This is a genomic window from Nannocystis bainbridge, assembly GCF_028368995.1.
GTDB classification, from domain to species: Bacteria; Myxococcota_A; Polyangia; order Nannocystales; family Nannocystaceae; genus Nannocystis; species Nannocystis bainbridge.
Genome location: NZ_JAQNDL010000001.1, coordinates 3,609,665 through 3,625,367 on the forward strand (window position 1 = coordinate 3,609,665; position 15,703 = coordinate 3,625,367).

Here is a 15,703-nt window from a genome sequence, read left to right on the forward strand (position 1 = left end):
TCCGCGGCCGCGCTCGCTGGCGGCGGCGTGCACGAGCCCATCAGCCCCGCGACCGCCATCGCGGCCACCGCCACCCTGCCTCGCCTCGTCCGGCTCACGACCCGCCGACGATACGACCTCCCGCGGTCCGGCGAAAGCCGGCGCCCGGGCGTCTGCGGCGCGAATTCACCGGTTCCCGCGATCCATGCTTGACTCTCCAGCTACGGGAGGCTCCACGGTGTCGCCATGGTGAACGAGCGAATCACGATCGGCGCGCTCGCGCGTCGGTCGGGCGTGCCGGTCAAGACCCTGCGCTTCTACTCCGACGAGGGGCTCCTGCCGCCCGTCGGGCGGACGCACAGCGGCTACCGCGTCTACGCCGAGGACGCGATCGTGCGGCTCGACCTGATCCGCACCCTGCGCGAGGCCGGGCTGGCGATCGCCGCCATCAAGGCGATCCTCGCCCGCGACATGACCCTGGCCGAGGCCCTGCGCCTGCGGCTCGGCGCCGTCGAGGCCCACATCGCCTCGCTGCAGCACATCGCCGCGGCCCTGCGCGCCACGCTTCGCTCCGAGCCTGAACCTGCAGACATCCGGAGGTTGAGTACCGTGACCCGAATTACCAGTGACCAACGCAAAGCCATCATCGAGCGCTTCCACCAGCAGATCTCCGAGGGCGTGCCGATTGACGACACCTGGAAGCGCCAGGTCATGCAGGCGAGCACGCCGACCCTGCCGGAGGTGCCGACGCCCGAGCAGCTCGACGCGTGGATCGAGCTGACGGAGCTGGTCCAGGACGAGGCGTTCGTCGCGACGATGCGCGCCGCCGCGGCCGAGACCTGGAACTCCGGCTTCGACGCCGTCGTGCACCAGCGCGTCAGCCACGAGGCCCACGCGGCCGCCCGCGAGCTCATCGCCCGCGGCGTCGCCCCGACCGACGCCGCCGCCCGCGCCGTCGTCGACCGCATGGCCGCCGGCCTCGCCGCCGCCCGGGGCGAGCCCGACACGCCCGCCTGGCGCGCCACCCTGCACGAGAAGAGCCGCGGCCACGACCCGCGCACGACTCGCTACTGGCAGCTCGCCGCCATCCTCAAGGGCGAGCCGCTCCAGGGCGGTCCGGGCGAGGAGTGGCACTGGCTCAACGCCGCCGTCGCCCACCAGCTCGCGCCGGACTGACTCGCGGGACATGTCCGATCGGACATCGACGCCTTCACGCGGCCCTTTCGGCCGCGTGACCGAGCGGACATGTCCTTGAAGACATGCTCACTCCTCGCGCGCCACCGACGAAGCGATCAGCACCTGCGCAACCCAGTAGAGCACCATCAACAGCACCTCGACCCCGAGCGACCAGGCGATGAAGCGGTTGACGGCGATCAGCGTGTCGCTCAGCGCGAACGCGATCGCCCCGGCCAGCCCGGCCCACGCGCGGCCCTCCTGGCCCGGGCGTTCGCCGACCTGGGCGGCCGCGCGCCACATCATCGCGCAGATCACGATCACGTAGGCCAGCACCGGCCCGCGCAGCTCGCCGAGGTTCGGCGCCAGCCAGCCGTACACCGACCAGCCGAACGCGACGATCGGCGCCAGCCGCAGCAGGTGCAGCGCGCGCGTGCGGCCGACGAACGCGGCCACGTAGGCCACGTGGGCCAGCAGGAACGCCGCCAGCCCGGCGATGAACAGGTCGATCGCCTCGGCGAGCAGGATGTCGCCGAGCAGCGAGAGCACGAGGCCCGCGCGGAGCCGCCTGGCATCGGCGCCGCGCACCGGCCACAGCCACGCCAGCACGCACAGCACCGGGATCGGCTTGAGCAGCAGGCAGGCGAGCTTCCACTCGGCGATCAGCGCGACGAAGAACAGCGCCGCGGCGACGAGCCCGACGCGCACCAACTGGACCGACCGGCGAGACACGCGCACGAGGATCGCCGAGCCCGCGCCCGCACGCGAGCCCGAAGTTGACCCGGCGCGAATTCGCCCGACTCGAACCGCGAAGACCGGGCCTGACCCATGGCCTGTCCTGAGGGACAGGCGTCCCGACGCGAGCCCGACTTCCCGTGTTGGCCTCTCCGCCGCCCATCCCATGTCCGAACGGACAGGCAGCCAGGGCGAGCCCGTTCACCCCGGCCTATGGCCTGTCCAAACGAACCGGTGCGGTGAGCCGACGTGCCGGGCGATCAGCCCCTCGCGCCGCTGCCCCCGACCTGTCCGAACGGACAGGCGACGAGAGGCGCCGCCCCTCCGCCGCCTCCCATCACATGTCCGAAAGGTCAGCTCAGTTCGGCGCCGGTCCGAGGTGCAGCGAGAACTTCGTGTGCAGCGAGCGCGCGTCGGGGCCGGCTGCGTCCGGCTCCTTGTCGAACGACACCTCGCCGCGGACCGCCGTCAGGCGCTGCATCAGCCGTTCGATCGGCGAGCCTGCGATCGGCAGCGGCGGGAACGACGGCGCGATCGTCGAGCCCTGCAGTGGGTCGGCCGCGCCTTCGGGGCGGAGCGTGAACTCGGGCGTCCCGTGGGCGTTGAGCGGCGCGAACCCGAAGTATTGCAGCCCGAGCTGCGCCAGCCCGCTCGTCGACTGCGTCGCCTGCGGGTCCCCGCGCAGCAAGATCTCCGCCGAGCGCAGCGCCGAGCTCCCGGCCACGTTCGCCTGGCCCTGCAGCGTCCACAGCAGCGCCGTCCACAGCGGCGCCCCCACGGCCGTGCGCGTCTGCACCACGAATTGCGGGTCCGTCGCCGCCCCGGCCTTCGGCAGCTTGCCGTCGAGCAGGTCGTCGATCATCCGCGTCACCGTCGGTCGGTCGAGGCCGACCACGATCGCCGCCCCGGTCTGCACGTAGTGGATCGCCGCCGCGTCCGCGATCGCCTTGTCGGGCAGCAGCGGCGCGCCCGGACTGATGCCGACGCGCACGATCGGCAGCTCGCGGTGGCGGGCCACCTCGCCCCACTCGACCATGCCCGGCGCCACCGACTCGATCGTGGTCCTGAACGCCGCCAGCGTCGCCACCAGCATCGTCGGGTTCTTGACCTCGGCGATCGCGTAGACCGGGAACTTGCCGACTTGCCGCCACAGCTCCTGGTCCTCGAACGCGCTGCGCGAGCGCTTCGGCGGCAGCTGCGTCGTGTCGTCCCACTGCGACAGCATCCCGACCAGGCCCGCGCGGTCGTCGACCCCGAGCATCACCCAGTCGCCGAGCCAGCCGAGGCCGACATCGCCCTTGCCGGTCAGCGTGCGCATCAGCTGGTCCATGTCGCGGCGCAGCCCGCTGTCCTGGCCGACCGCCCACACCGCCGACAGCCCGCGCTCGCCCGCCGTCACCGACACCCGCGACTTGCCGACCACCCCCTCGATCTCGCTGTAGTCGGTCGCCGAGATCAGCGGCAGCACGCGCACGTCGACGTCGGCCAGCGAACCATCGGCCGCGTCGCGCACGTCGAGGCGGATCGCCACCGGGTCGATGAACTGCCGCCAGTAGTTCTGATAGCCGAGCGCGAAGTTGTCGTAAGCGGTGCGCTCCTCCTCGCTGACCTTCTCGACCGCCGGCAGGTCGATCAGCGGCGTGAGGGCCGCGGGCGAGCCCCAGGTCGAGCGCGCCCCCTGGCCCGGCGCGAACGCGATCGCCTCGCCGCCCGCGTGCTTGAGCTCGTCGGCCGCCAGCAGCCCGGCGGCGATCAAACCTTGCGTGTCCTTCGGGGCATGTCCGAACAGCCAGCCGTGGAGCAGCGCCGCGTAGCCGGGCACCAGCAGCTCGGCCAGCGCCTCCTGGCGGCGGGCGGCGAGCAGCTTCTGCTGCGGGCCGACGACCGCGGCGATGAACTTGTCGCTGAGGAACGCCAGCGCCTGGTGCGTGCCCGGGTCGCGCGCCAACATGTACTTCAGGTCAGGTTCATCCGCGAGCCGGGGCGCCTGACCCTGCGCCGCCGCGAGCACCCGGGCCAGCGCGCCGGGGCTGTTGGACACGAACGCCAGCTCGCCGACGCGGGCGCGGTGCTGGTTCACCAGCCCGGTCGGGTCGGCCGCGCGCTGGACATCGACCCCTGCCAGCTTGACCGTCGTCGCCTCGATCCCCGCGATCTCGGCGCGGAAGCCGTCGAGCTGGCGCGTCAGCTCGGCGTCGAACACCTCCGCCTGCTTGAGCGTGAAGATCAGCGTCACGTCGGTGCCCTCGCGCAGGTACGGATCGCTGCCGACGATCGCCACCTCGCCCACCACCGTGTGGCCGAACAGCTTGGCCAGGTCGCTGCGGCGCAGCCCGAGCTGTCGCTGGTAGCGCGCCGTCAGCCCGCGGTCCTCCGGGTTCTGTTGCAAGATCTGCACGACTGGCGTGATCCACGTGTCCGCCTCGTCGAGCAGGCGCAGCAGCAGGCGCACGTCGTCGATCCGCGCGTACCAGAACTCCGCCGGCGTCGCCGCGGCCAGCGGCTCGGCCGCGCCGCCGTTCGGGTTCGGCAGCGCCGCCTGCATCGCCGCGAACGGGTGAGCGGCCAGCGGCGGCGGCTTGAGGTCGGCCAGCGCGACCTTGCGCGGACCTTCCTCTCGGGACAGGCGCAGCCCGCGGTCGTGCTGCAGCGCCTCCTGCATCGACATCACCCCGGTGGTCGTGTCCATCAGCCGCGACAGGTCGGTGCGCGGTGGTTGACGGCTCAGCAGATCCGACCCGCCCAGCGCCTTGGACCCCGGCTGTCTCTTGAGCCACGTGGCGATCCGCCCGGCCGCGAATTGCTTCCACGGGTGCGGCTCGTTCCACGTGTCGCCGAGCGTCTGCACCATCGCCTCGGCCCAGCGCACTTGCAGCCCGGCGTCGTCGGCCTGCTTCGGCGCACCCGCCCCGGCGAACGGCACCCGCACCCAGTCGTTGCGCCCGTCCTGCCAGCGGCGGGCGTAAAACGCCCCGCGCAGCGACGTCGGCGCGGCCGGCGATTTCGGCCGGCGGACCTGGATCACCGCCTCGCTGGCCCCGGTCCCGCTCGCCATCACCGCGACGTGGCCGGGGGTGTTGCCCTCGAGCTCGACGTGCAGGCGGTCCCAGTCGAGCGACAGGTCGTCGCCGACGATCGGCACCCGGACCTCGACGTACTCGACCTCGCCCTCGACCCGGTAGGCCGCGATCGCGCCCTGCAGCTCGGCGTGCTCGAGCGGCGCGCGGGTGCCGGTGCGCAGCGCGGGCAGCGGGTCCGGCGGATCTTCGGCGCGCACCGTCGGCGCCGGCGTCCCGACCTGCTCGTTCGAACCTGTCTCTTCGGACTTGTCCTTGCCGCAGCCGGCGAGCATCAGCGGCGCGGCGAGGAGCGGAGCGAACCAACGGAGGGCGGGGCGACGCATTCGCCGCACTGTATCAGGGCGCCCGCCGCCTCACCTCACCAGCGGACCCGATAGACGCAATTCGCTCCGCCCCGAGCCCGACACTCGCCGGGCTCGTGCTCGACCTCCACATCGGTCACGAACCGCGCGGCGAACCCTGCCACCAGCCCCATGTCGAAGCGGCACGGGTAGGGCGTGTCGCAGCACATCCGGGCCTCGCGCTCGTCGACGCGCTCGTAGTGGTAATGGCCGATGCCCTCGGTCATCTCGCCGGTCGCGAGATCGAGCATGACGACGCCGTCCCGGCTGTGATTGAGGTGATAGGTCGCGTCGAGCCCGGAGAGCACGGTGTGGGGGTCGTCGATGCCCGGCGGGAACGCGACCAGCGGCGGGACCTGGCGGCCGAACCGCTCGAGGCCGCGGCTGCCGAGCACGAGGTCGACCTTTTGATAGGCGCGGAGGATCCGCTCCTGGGGGTACCACGCCTGCGGGTCGACCGCGTCGACGCCGAGCGCCTCGAGCATCGCCTTTTGCAGCACCGAGAACGACTTGAGGACCTCGATGAACACGCTGGTCGTCTGCCCGAACACCGTGATGTCGGGGACCATCGGCTGGTAGGAAGTCACGGCGACCTCCGGGCCGTCGCGCGGCCGAGGTGGGTGAAGCAGGCCTTGAGCCCGTCCTTGAGGGTCGCGAGCGTCGGCGTGCGGCCCATGTCGATGCCGAGCTCGGTCATCGCGTCGGCGATCTGCGGGCTCAGCCCGGTGATGACGCAGAAGGTCCCGACCAGCCGCGTGGTGGCGACGAGGCGCAGGAAGTGGCCCGAGGTCGCGTCGTCGATCCGCTCGACGCCGGTGAGGTCGATGATGACGCAGCGGGCCCGCGCCTGCGTGACCCGCTCGAGCAGCGCGGCGATCATCTCGTCGGCCCGCCGCGCGTCGACCAGGCCGACGACCGGCAGCGCCAGCACGTCGTCCCACAGCTCGACCACCGGCGTCGACATCGTCCGGAGCGCCGCCCGCTGCTCGTCGATGGTCGTCAGCTGCGACTCGAGCTCGCGGCGCGACAGCTCGAGCTCGCGGATCGTCTCGCGGTGCTCGCGGACGGTGAGGTCGAGCTGCCGCGCGAACAGGTTGATCGTCTCCTCGAGCGCGCCGAAGCGGTCCGGATGGACGAGCGGCAGCAGGTCGGTCGCGGGGTCGAATTCGTCGAGAGAGATCGAGGCGAGCAGGTCGTGGATCCGCTCGATCCGCGGGACCACGACCGCGACCGCCTCGGGCGCAGGGTCAAGAGCGTCGTCGGTGATACGTCCTCCTGGCATCGCTGCCGGGCCCGGGAGGATAACCGAGTCGCCGATCCACGAAACAGGCATGCGAATGCAGCGATGGTGGCGGCCGGGCCGCGCGCCGGACGAGACCGCGCGAGACCTGGTCACATGGTGTCGGAGACGGTCTTCACTTCCGCGAGCACCGCCGCCTGCTCGGCCAGCAGCCGCGCCTTGGCCTCGGCCGGCATGAAGCTGTGCTCGACGCTGTTGCGGGCCAGCGCGGCGATCTGCGCCGCGTCCCACCCGAACGCGGCGGCGCAGCGGCGGTACTCCTCGGCGAGCGTGGTCGCGAACAGCGGCGGGTCGTCGCTGGCGAGCGAGACCTCGAGGCCCGCCGCCAGCAGCTGCGGCAGCGGATGGTCGGCGAGCGCGGGGTACAGCCCGATCCCCAGGTTGCTCGTCGGACACACCTCGAGCGGGATCCGTCGCTCGCGCAGGTGCTCCACCAGCGCCGGGTCGGCGAGGCAGCGGACCCCGTGGCCGATGCGTTCGGCGCCCAGCTCGCGCAGGGCGCTCCACACGCTCGAAGGCCCGTCGAGCTCGCCCGCGTGGGGCAGCGAGCGCAGGCCCTCGGCGCGGGCTCTGGCGAACAGCGGCGCATACGGGGCCGTCGGCCATTGCGGCGACTCCGGGCCGGCGAACCCGAGGCCGATCACCCCGACCTCGCGGCCCTCGAGCGCCAGCGCCAGCGTCGGCGCGCCCTCGGCGAAGCGGTGGCGGACGATGTCGAACACCCACGCCAGCTCGACCCCGTGCTCGGCCCGGGCGCGCGCGCGGCCCTCGGCGAGCCCGGCCAGCAGCGTATCGCCGGCCACGCCGCGGTTCACGTGGGTCAGCGGCGTGAACGTGACCTCCGCGTAGCGCACGTTCTCGGCCGCCAGCTTGCGCGCCAGGTCGACGGCGATCGCCGCGAAGTCATCCACATCGGTGAGGCACGCCGAGATCGCGAGGTACATGCGCACGAACTCGCCGAAGTCCTTGAACACGTAGCTGCGGCGCAGGCCCTCCACCCCCGCATCGTCGCCGGGCAGCGCCTTGCCGTGCTTGCGCGCGAGCGCGAGCGCCAGCTCCGGCTCGACCGAGCCCTCGAGGTGCAGGTGCAATTCGGCCTTCGGCAAGCGCTCGATGAGTCGGGCGCGCAGCGGGTCGAGGCCTGGCGGGGACGCGGCGGACATCGGCCGACGCTAGCACGCGCTCGACAGCGCTTGCGACATCGCCTATTGCTCAGGCAGACGATGCTGCGCCTGCGTCCATGGTTGTCGACCTCGCTGACGGCCGCGCTGATTGGCTGCGGCGACGGCGGCGCCGCCGTGACCGACGGCGCGGCGACCACGGGCACCAGCGGCGGGATCGACCTCACGGCCGCCACCACCGGCGACGGCCCCGCGCCGACCACCGGCGCCCCGACCGGCGACACCGACACCGACACCGACACCGGCGGCCCGGCGGCCCCGACCTTCTGCGCCCAGATCGACGTCTCGCTGGTGCTCCACCCGAGCGCCAAGATCTACGGCCTCGCCGATCAGGACGCGCTCGTCGAGCACTTCACAAACCTGGTCGAAGAGACAGGCGCGACCGTCCGCGTCCTGCCCAACGTCGGCACCGAGTTCATGGCCACCACCGACTGCTTGCTCGCCCAGGGCAACGCCGCGAGCGACCCGATCCTCGTGTTCGGCGCCGGCGGCGAGGTCACCCCCGGGGCCGCCGACGCGCTGCGCTGCACCCTCGATCGCTTCGACGTCTACGCGAGCGACTTCGACGTCGGCAACTTCATGTTCTCCGGCCTGATGTTCCCGGTGCTGCAGCGGCCCGACTGGCCGGCGCCCGGGGCCACCGGCCTGGCGATGCTGGTGGCCGCGACCGACGACAAGCAGGCCAACATGTACGCCCTGCCGGGCCAGGCCTCCGAGGCCTACCTGCGGCTGGTCGGCGACGGCGATCGCCGGCGGGTCTCGGCCTTCACCTACGGCGACGGCGGGCTCGAGCTGCACATGTTCGCGCTGGCCGTCAGCGACAAGAGCCGCCACTACGAGAAGTCTTCCATCGCCTACGCCGCGGCGCTGGCCGAGTTCACCCCGCTGGCGGTGCGCACCTGCGAGGACTTCGACTACGAGGAGCCGCTGCCGGAGACCCCGCCGAGCGGCTGCAAGCGCATCGACGTGCTGTTCGCCATCGACGGCTCGGGCAGCATGGACGAGGAGCAGGACGCCCTGCGCGGCGCCGACGGCATGCCGCCGGTGCTGGCCGAGTTCACGGACGCGCTGCTGGGCGAGCTCACCGATGTCGAGGACTTCCACGTCGGCGTCGTCTCGAGCGAGCAGGGCTTCACCGCCCTGCACACCCACCGCGACTACCCGATGACGCCCGAGGGCCCGGACACCGACTGCGGCCTGCCGCCCGGGCAGCGCTGGCTGGTCGGCCCCTCGCCGAGCTTCGCCGACGAGTTCGCCTGCGTCGCCGCCACCCGCAGCGGCACCGAGGAGATGACCTACTACAACCTCGCCGCCGCCCTGCACGACCCGGCCAACGCCGGGTTCCTGCGCGACGACTCGCTGCTGTTCATCGTCATCCTCACCGACGAGGACACCTACGACTTCGTGCTCGACACCTCGGTCGCCATCCGCCAGCGCATCGTCGACGCCGTCGGCGGCGACCTCGATCGCCTGGTGGTGCTCGCCATCGCCGGCGGCCAGGGCGTGTTCGAGATGCCCGAGACCGTGTGCGAGGGCGTCTACGGCGGCGCCGCGCCCGGGCGCCGGATCCTCACGATCACCCGCGCCTTCCGCGAGCGCGGCCTGTTCCAAAACATCTGCCAGGGCGACCTCGCCGCCACCTTCGCCGGCGTGCTCGACGACGTCGTCTCGGCCTGCGCCCAGTTCAACCCCGTGCCCTGAAAGCTGAAAACCGCAGAGCCGCCGTTCCGGCGACCCCGCGGTCGTGAATTGAGACCCCGAAGGCGGCGCCGGTGCTTCATGCGAAGCGCCGGCGGGCCGCGGCGGCTAGCCCGAGTTCGGGCAGCGGTACTGGGCGTCGAGCACGCCGCTCATCTGGAAGCCGGAGCAGGCGGCGCCGCACAGGATGATCTCGTTCATGTCCGGCGTCGTGAACATCCAGCCGTCCTCGCTGCCGTCGCAGGTCGTGACCTGGGTGTTGCCGTAGGCCGTGCCGTTGACGCTGACCTCGACGTAGTCGGGGTACTTCGGCACCGGGTCGAGGGTGATCGTGCAGCTCAGGATCTGCATCGAGATCTCCTCGAGCGCCATCTGCAGCTCGACCTGGTTCTGCGTGTCGTAGAACTTGACGTCGCCATCGCGCGGACGGCCGCCGATGTCGGCCAGCTCGTTGAGCTTCTGGTAGGCGTTGGTGGCGTCCGGGTTGCCGTCGTTGGCCGTCGGGCTGGTCGTGTCGGCGATGGCGATGCCGACCACGTAGGTCGGGATGCTGAGGTTGGTGAACGCGTCACCGACCACCATCGCCAGGTTCTCGTCGTACTGCTCGAACAGCTCCGAGTTGTTGGCCGCGTCCTCGCGACAGTTGGCCGCGCCGTCGGTGACGAGGATGATGAACTGCGGCTGACCGTCCTGGATGGTGCCGAGCTCGGAGAGCGCCGCCTTGACGCCCTTGGTCGCCGGCGTGCCGCCCTTGATGGTCGCGTCGGTCTCGTCGGCGCCGGGGATGGCGTTGAGGATCGCCTGGCCGTTCATCGGCGCGATCTCCACCTCGGGCGTCATGTTCACCGGGCAGGCCGTCGCGTTGTAGGCCGAGGCGGCCATCTTCGACGGGAACAGCACCGCGCCGAGGTTCATCGAGTTCTGGAAGGTCCCGGTGATGAAGTCGACCACGCTGTAGAGCGACTTCCAGCGGGTGATCTTCGGGGTCGCCGCCGCCATCATGTTGGGGTCGGCGTCCTGGATGCCGTCGTCGTTGGCGTCGTCGCCGTCGTGGTCCCAGTAGCCCTTGTCGGGGGTGACCATCGAGCCCGACTTGTCGAGCACGAGCATGACGTTCGGCGTCACGACCGGGATCTCGACCACGGCCTCGCCGCAGTCGTTGGGGTCGAACGTGGTGTTGGCCGTGTCCGTGTCCGTGGTCGGGCCCAGGGTGCCGGTCGGCACCGTCTCGGTGGTCGACTCGGACGCCGAGGTCGTCGTGGTCGGCTCGCTGGTGGTGCCCGGCAGCGTCAGGATGCCCGTCATCGAGTTGGTGCTGGCCGTGGTGTCCACTTGCTTGCCATCGTCGCCGCAGCCGACCAGGCCGACAGCCACGAGGCTGGAAATCAACGCGCGCTTCATAAGCGGAAGGTTCCTTCGAGAGTTGGGTGAAGTTGAGAGTCGAGGACGGGGGCCCGTCGAGTTGGACACCGAAGCACGGGCCGTGTCCGGGCGTCCGCGGCGGTCACTATACCGATCACGCCGGCCCGTCGCAGCTTTCCGGCGAAGAGCAGATCTGCGCGGCGCGGCCTGCGAACGTCGGCTCCGCCCCGATAGCGACCGCATCCGGTCGCGCGGTCGCTGCCTTACACGCCCGGGCGCGCCTGCGTCACGGCGCTGCAACGCTCCGGCCGCGCAATCCTTCGCGCAGCGCGAGCGGCCTCAAAAGCGGAAGCCGAACGAAAGTCCGCGCACCTCTCGGGACATCATCGGCGCGAGCGCCATGCCGTGGTCCCGCAGCCAGCGATGGTGCCGAGCCCGCTGGCTCATGCCCCACGCGAGGAACACCGCGCCGGTGACGGCCATGAGGCCGCCCATGCCGACGCCGACGAGCCCGTAGATCTGCAGGCCGCGGCAGGTCTGGTCGGTCGCGTTGGCGCCGTAGATGCGGTTGCAGTACTGCGGCGAGGCCATCGCGAACATCGCCACGCCGAGGCCGGTCCGGAGCAGACCGAGCGGCAGGATGACCGTGCCCGTCACGACCTTCTCGTGGCCGTCGACTGGTTCGCGCTCGCGATTCTCGCCGAAGGCGTAATAACCGCCGATCGCTTCGGGATCGCTCGGGGGTGGCGGGGGCGCCGCCAGCGCGAGCGCGGTCGCGAGCGCGACGATGCCGGACGTCATCGCCATCATGTCCCTCCAGACAGCTCGGTGAAGCGCCGCACCTGGCGCTTGTAAAACGCCGACTCGGGCTCGAGCCGGGCGGCCTCGCGGATCGCCGCGAGCGCCTCGGCGCCGCGCCCGAGCTGGTGCTGCAGCTCGGCCCGCAAGTAGTGGAGCTCCGCAGCGTCGGGCTGCTTGGCGACCGCGGCATCGACCGCTTCGAGCGCCGGCGCCTGACCGCAGCGCTCGCGGAAGGCGAACCACCCGAACGCGCTCTTGAGGTCGACGTCGTTCTGGTCGCTCGCCACCATCGCTTGCAGGCTGGCGATCGCCTCGTCGTCGCGCCCGAGCTTGTGCAGCTCGCGGCCGATCGCGCGGAAGGCCGGGATGGTCTCCTTGGCCGCGGGGAACTTCTGCTGCAGCTCCTTGTAGAGCGCGATCGCCCGCTCGGAGTCGCGGTCGAGCTTCGCCACCAAAAAGGCCGCGCGGTCGCGCATCGCCTTGGCCGCGAGGCCCTTGGCGTTGTCGGGGTCGCCCGCGATCACGCGCTCGAACGCCGCCTCGGCCTCGGCGCGGCGGGCCGCCAGCGCGTACGCGACCCCGAGCTCGTAGCGCGCCTGCAGGTCGTCCGGCGCGGCCGCGACCTTTTGCTCGAGCTCGGCGAGCACGTTGCCGCCTGCGGCGATCTTGGTGAGCGCGGCGAGCAGCGCCGGCGGCTCCATCGCGTCGACCAGGCGGCCCTTCTCGACCCCGTCGGCGTCGAGCACCAGCAGCGTCGGGTAGGCCTGCACCTTGTAGCGCGCCACCAGCTCGGGCCCCTCGCCCTTCTCGGCGTCGACGTGCAGCGCGACGTAGTCGGCCAGCGCCGCGCCGACGTCGGGCCGCGTGAACACCTTCTCGTCGAGCTCGCGGCAGGGCGGGCACCAGTACGCGCCGACGTCGACGAACACCAGCTTGCCCGCCGCCTTCGCCGCGGCGAGCGCCGCCTCGAGATCGCCCTCGATCCACTTCACCGCCGACACGATCTCACCGTCGCTCTGCACCCCCGGCCCCGCGCCCGCTGGCGGGTTCACCGCTTCGGGCGCCGGCGCGGCCTTCGGCGCGACCTCGGGCGCATCGGCCTTCGGCCCCGGCGCGGTGCAGGAGCTCATGAGCATCGCGCCCACCAACGGAGCCGACAGCGCGGCGAGGAACGGGCGGACGACGGCACGAGCGCGAACCATGGCTCGCTTGAAGCTGCCCGGGAACCTCGCCGGCCGCAACTGCCACCCCGCGCGCAAAGCCCAAAAGCTTGCGGCCAGCCATGGCCTCGCGCAAGTGCGGCCGGCGCGTGAGGTCTCGAGACGCCCGCGCAGTTCGACCACCGCGTTGCCATTTTGACACGCGAGCCCAGGCTAGCGCTGTCCTTCAAGTCTTTTTGTCGACGCCCGCCCGAGGAACCCCATGGCCGTCTTCAACCCCGAAACTGTGACCCTCAAGACCCGTCAGGCGCTCGCGCACGCCCAGGCCATCAGCCGCGAGCTCGGCCACCCCGAGACCACCAGCCTGCACCTCCTCCTCGCCTCGCTGCAGCAAGAAGGCGGCCTCGCGCTGCCGCTGCTCGAGCGCACCGGCATCCACGGCGCCGCGGTCCTGCGCGCGATCCAGGCCGAGCTCGGCCGCCAGCCGCGGGTCCAGGGCGGCGATCAACCGCCGCCCTCGCACGAGCTGCGCGAGCTGCTCGACCTCGCCGCCACCGAGGCCGAGCAGCTGCACGACCGCTTCGTCAGCACCGAGCACCTGATCCTCGCCTGCTTCAGCCCCAAGGCGACGAAGCAGAAGATCCGCGCGGCCGAGCTGCTGGCCAAGCTCGGCGGCAGCCGCGACCTCCTGCTGTCGGCGCTGGCCGAGATCCGCGGGACCCAGACCGTGCAGGACGACAACCCCGAGCAGAAGTACGAGGCGCTGCAGAAGTACTGCCGCGACCTCACCGCGGCCGCGCGCGCCGGCAAGCTCGACCCGGTGATCGGCCGCGACGTCGAGATCCGCCGCGCGCTGCAGGTGCTGTCGCGCCGGACCAAGAACAACCCGGTGCTGATCGGCGACCCCGGCGTCGGCAAGACCGCGATCGCCGAGGGCATCGCCCAGCGCATCACCGCCGGCGACGTGCCCGAGAGCCTCAAGGACAAGAAGCTCCTCCAGCTCGACCTCGCCGCCCTGGTCGCGGGCGCCAAGTACCGCGGCGAATTCGAGGAGCGCCTCAAGGCCGTGCTGCAGGAGGTCGAGGCCGCGAGCGGCGCGATCATCCTGTTCATCGACGAGCTCCACACCCTCGTCGGCGCCGGCAAGGCCGAGGGCGCTCAGGACGCCGCCAACATGCTCAAGCCGGCGCTCGCGCGCGGCGAGCTGCGCTGCATCGGCGCCACCACGCTCGACGAGTATCGCAAGCACATCGAGAAGGACAAGGCGCTCGAGCGCCGCTTCCAGCCGGTGATGATCGACGAGCCCAGCGTCGACGACACCATCGCCATCCTCCGCGGCCTGCGCGACAAGTTCGAGGCTCACCACGGCATCCGCATCCAGGACGCCGCGATCGTCGCCGCGGCCAAGCTCAGCCACCGATACATTCAGAACCGCTTCCTCCCCGACAAGGCGATCGACCTGGTCGACGAGGCGGCCGCGCGCCTGAAGATGGAGATCGAGAGCGTGCCGCTGCCGATCGACGAGCGCGAGCGCAAGATCACCCGCCTCGAGATCGAGCGCCAGGCGCTGCTGCGCGAGGACAAGTCGGCCGCGGTCAAGAAGCGGGTCGGCGAGGTCGAGAGCGAGCTGGCCTCGCTGCGTGAAGAGGTCGCCGGGCTGCGCTCGCGCTGGCAGGGCGAGCGCGACCGCGTGCGCGAGATCAAGGAGCTGTCCGAGCAGATCGAGAACGTCAAGAACGAGGCCGCCAAGGCCCAGCGCGCCGGCGACTACAACCGCGTCGCCGAGCTGACCTACGGCACCATGCGCGCGCTCGAGAAGCAGCGCGAGGACGCCAGGGCCAGGCTCGAAGACGCCGCCAAGACCAAGGACTCGTTCGTCCGCGAGGTCGTCACCGACGAGGACATCGCCGGCATCGTCAGCCGCTGGACCGGCATCCCCGTCAGCCGCATGCTCGCCAGCGAGACCGCGCGCCTGGTCGAGATGGAGTCGGTGCTGGAGCGCCGCGTCGTCGGCCAGCGCGAGGCGGTCCACCGCGTCGCCCAGGCCGTCCGTCAGAGCCGCGCCGGCCTGTCCGACCCGGCGCGCCCGATCGGCTCGTTCCTGTTCCTCGGCCCGACCGGCGTCGGCAAGACCGAGCTGGCCAAGGCCCTGGCCGAGTTCCTGTTCGACGACGAGCGCCACGTCGTGCGCATCGACATGAGCGAGTACATGGAGAAGTTCTCCGTCTCGCGCCTGATCGGCTCGCCGCCGGGCTACGTCGGCCACGAGGAGGGCGGCCAGCTCACCGAGGCGATCCGCCGCCGGCCCTACAGCGTGGTCCTGCTCGACGAGATCGAGAAGGCCCACCCCGAGGTCTTCAACCTCCTGCTGCAGGTGCTCGACGACGGCCGCCTCACCGACAGCCAGGGCCACGTGGTCGACTTCCGCAACACCATCATCCTCATGACCAGCAACATCGGCAGCGAGCTGGCCGCCGAGGGGCTGACCGGCAAGGCGCTCGAGCAGGCGCGCGAGCAGGTGCTGCGCCGCCACTTCCGGCCCGAGTTCCTCAACCGGCTCGACGGCGTGATCTCGTTCGGCTCGCTGCAGCGCGACGACATGCAGGGCATCCTCGACATCCAGCTGGCGCGCATCGAGCAGCGCCTCGCCCAGCGCGAGATCCACCTCGAGGTCGCCGACGACGCCAAGCGCCAGCTCGCCGACCGCGGCTACGACCCGACCTACGGCGCGCGCCCGCTCAAGCGCCTGCTGCAGAACACCCTGCTCGACCCGCTCGCCACCCGGATCCTCGCCGGCGAGATCCGCGGCGGCCAGACCGTCGTCGCCACCGCCGGCAAGGACGAGGACGGCGAGCCGCGCATCGACCTCGCCATCAAATGACTTGTCCTTGAG

Annotated in this window: 11 protein-coding genes; 3 read left to right on the forward strand and 8 right to left on the reverse strand. The window is 71.6% G+C overall.

What is annotated here, in order from left to right; all coding sequences use genetic code 11:
* Positions 1-225 precede the first annotated feature (225 nt).
* The gene (locus POL25_RS14135; RefSeq protein WP_272086521.1) at positions 226-1,155 is read left to right on the forward strand and encodes a helix-turn-helix domain-containing protein; all 930 of its coding nucleotides are present in this window, start codon (positions 226-228) and stop codon (positions 1,153-1,155) included.
* Between the two features lie 87 nt (positions 1,156-1,242).
* On the opposite strand, the gene POL25_RS14140 is transcribed toward POL25_RS14135, so the two are convergent.
* From POL25_RS14140 to add, 5 genes are all read right to left on the reverse strand, one after another.
* Positions 1,243-1,884 (reverse strand): lysoplasmalogenase, encoded by a 642-nt coding sequence (locus POL25_RS14140; protein WP_272086522.1) that lies wholly within the window; start codon positions 1,882-1,884, stop codon positions 1,243-1,245.
* Between the two features lie 361 nt (positions 1,885-2,245).
* Positions 2,246-5,290, reverse strand: a complete 3,045-nt coding sequence (locus POL25_RS14145) for a hypothetical protein (protein ID WP_272086523.1) — start codon at positions 5,288-5,290, stop codon at positions 2,246-2,248.
* A gap of 35 nt (positions 5,291-5,325) precedes the next feature.
* The gene (locus tag POL25_RS14150) at positions 5,326-5,895 is read right to left on the reverse strand and encodes a hypothetical protein (protein WP_272086524.1); all 570 of its coding nucleotides are present in this window, start codon (positions 5,893-5,895) and stop codon (positions 5,326-5,328) included.
* A complete protein-coding gene (locus POL25_RS14155) occupies positions 5,892-6,590 on the reverse strand; it encodes an STAS domain-containing protein (RefSeq protein ID WP_272086525.1) in 699 nt (232 codons plus the stop codon). Before POL25_RS14155 ends, POL25_RS14150 begins: the two co-directional genes overlap by 4 nt.
* A gap of 110 nt (positions 6,591-6,700) precedes the next feature.
* On the reverse strand, positions 6,701-7,771 hold the full coding sequence (add, locus tag POL25_RS14160; RefSeq protein WP_272086526.1) for an adenosine deaminase: 1,071 nt from the start codon (positions 7,769-7,771) through the stop codon (positions 6,701-6,703).
* Positions 7,772-7,831: 60 nt separating this feature from the next.
* Here add and POL25_RS14165 point away from each other — a divergent pair, with 60 nt between their 5' ends.
* A complete protein-coding gene (locus tag POL25_RS14165) occupies positions 7,832-9,490 on the forward strand; it encodes a hypothetical protein (RefSeq protein WP_272086527.1) in 1,659 nt (552 codons plus the stop codon).
* A gap of 105 nt (positions 9,491-9,595) precedes the next feature.
* On the opposite strand, the gene POL25_RS14170 is transcribed toward POL25_RS14165, so the two are convergent.
* The 3 genes from POL25_RS14170 to POL25_RS14180 form a co-directional block, all read right to left on the reverse strand.
* A complete protein-coding gene (locus POL25_RS14170; protein WP_272086528.1) occupies positions 9,596-10,876 on the reverse strand; it encodes a vWA domain-containing protein in 1,281 nt (426 codons plus the stop codon).
* Positions 10,877-11,188: 312 nt separating this feature from the next.
* Positions 11,189-11,650 (reverse strand): hypothetical protein, encoded by a 462-nt coding sequence (locus POL25_RS14175; RefSeq protein WP_272086529.1) that lies wholly within the window; start codon positions 11,648-11,650, stop codon positions 11,189-11,191.
* A 5-nt stretch (positions 11,651-11,655) separates the two neighbouring features.
* Entirely contained in the window at positions 11,656-12,780 is a 1,125-nt protein-coding gene (locus POL25_RS14180; RefSeq protein ID WP_272086530.1) for a tetratricopeptide repeat protein, read from the reverse strand.
* A gap of 292 nt (positions 12,781-13,072) precedes the next feature.
* On the opposite strand from POL25_RS14180, the gene clpB reads away from it, so the two are divergent.
* Positions 13,073-15,691: an ATP-dependent chaperone ClpB gene (clpB, locus tag POL25_RS14185; protein WP_272086531.1), complete on the forward strand. Its 2,619-nt coding sequence runs from the start codon at positions 13,073-13,075 to the stop codon at positions 15,689-15,691.
* Positions 15,692-15,703 lie beyond the last annotated feature (12 nt).

Excerpts from the sequence above, each read along its gene's own strand:
- POL25_RS14145 (WP_272086523.1), bottom strand. The coding sequence starts at position 5,290 with ATGCGTCGCCCCGCCCTCCGTTGGTTCGCTCCGCTCCTCGCCGCGCCG.
- POL25_RS14135 (WP_272086521.1), top strand. The coding sequence starts at position 226 with ATGGTGAACGAGCGAATCACGATCGGCGCGCTCGCGCGTCGGTCGGGC.
- POL25_RS14180 (WP_272086530.1), bottom strand. The coding sequence starts at position 12,780 with ATGAGCTCCTGCACCGCGCCGGGGCCGAAGGCCGATGCGCCCGAGGTC.
- clpB (WP_272086531.1), top strand. The coding sequence starts at position 13,073 with ATGGCCGTCTTCAACCCCGAAACTGTGACCCTCAAGACCCGTCAGGCG.
- POL25_RS14165 (WP_272086527.1), top strand. The coding sequence starts at position 7,832 with ATGCTGCGCCTGCGTCCATGGTTGTCGACCTCGCTGACGGCCGCGCTG.
- POL25_RS14155 (WP_272086525.1), bottom strand. The coding sequence starts at position 6,590 with ATGCCAGGAGGACGTATCACCGACGACGCTCTTGACCCTGCGCCCGAG.
- add (WP_272086526.1), bottom strand. The coding sequence starts at position 7,771 with ATGTCCGCCGCGTCCCCGCCAGGCCTCGACCCGCTGCGCGCCCGACTC.
- POL25_RS14175 (WP_272086529.1), bottom strand. The coding sequence starts at position 11,650 with ATGACGTCCGGCATCGTCGCGCTCGCGACCGCGCTCGCGCTGGCGGCG.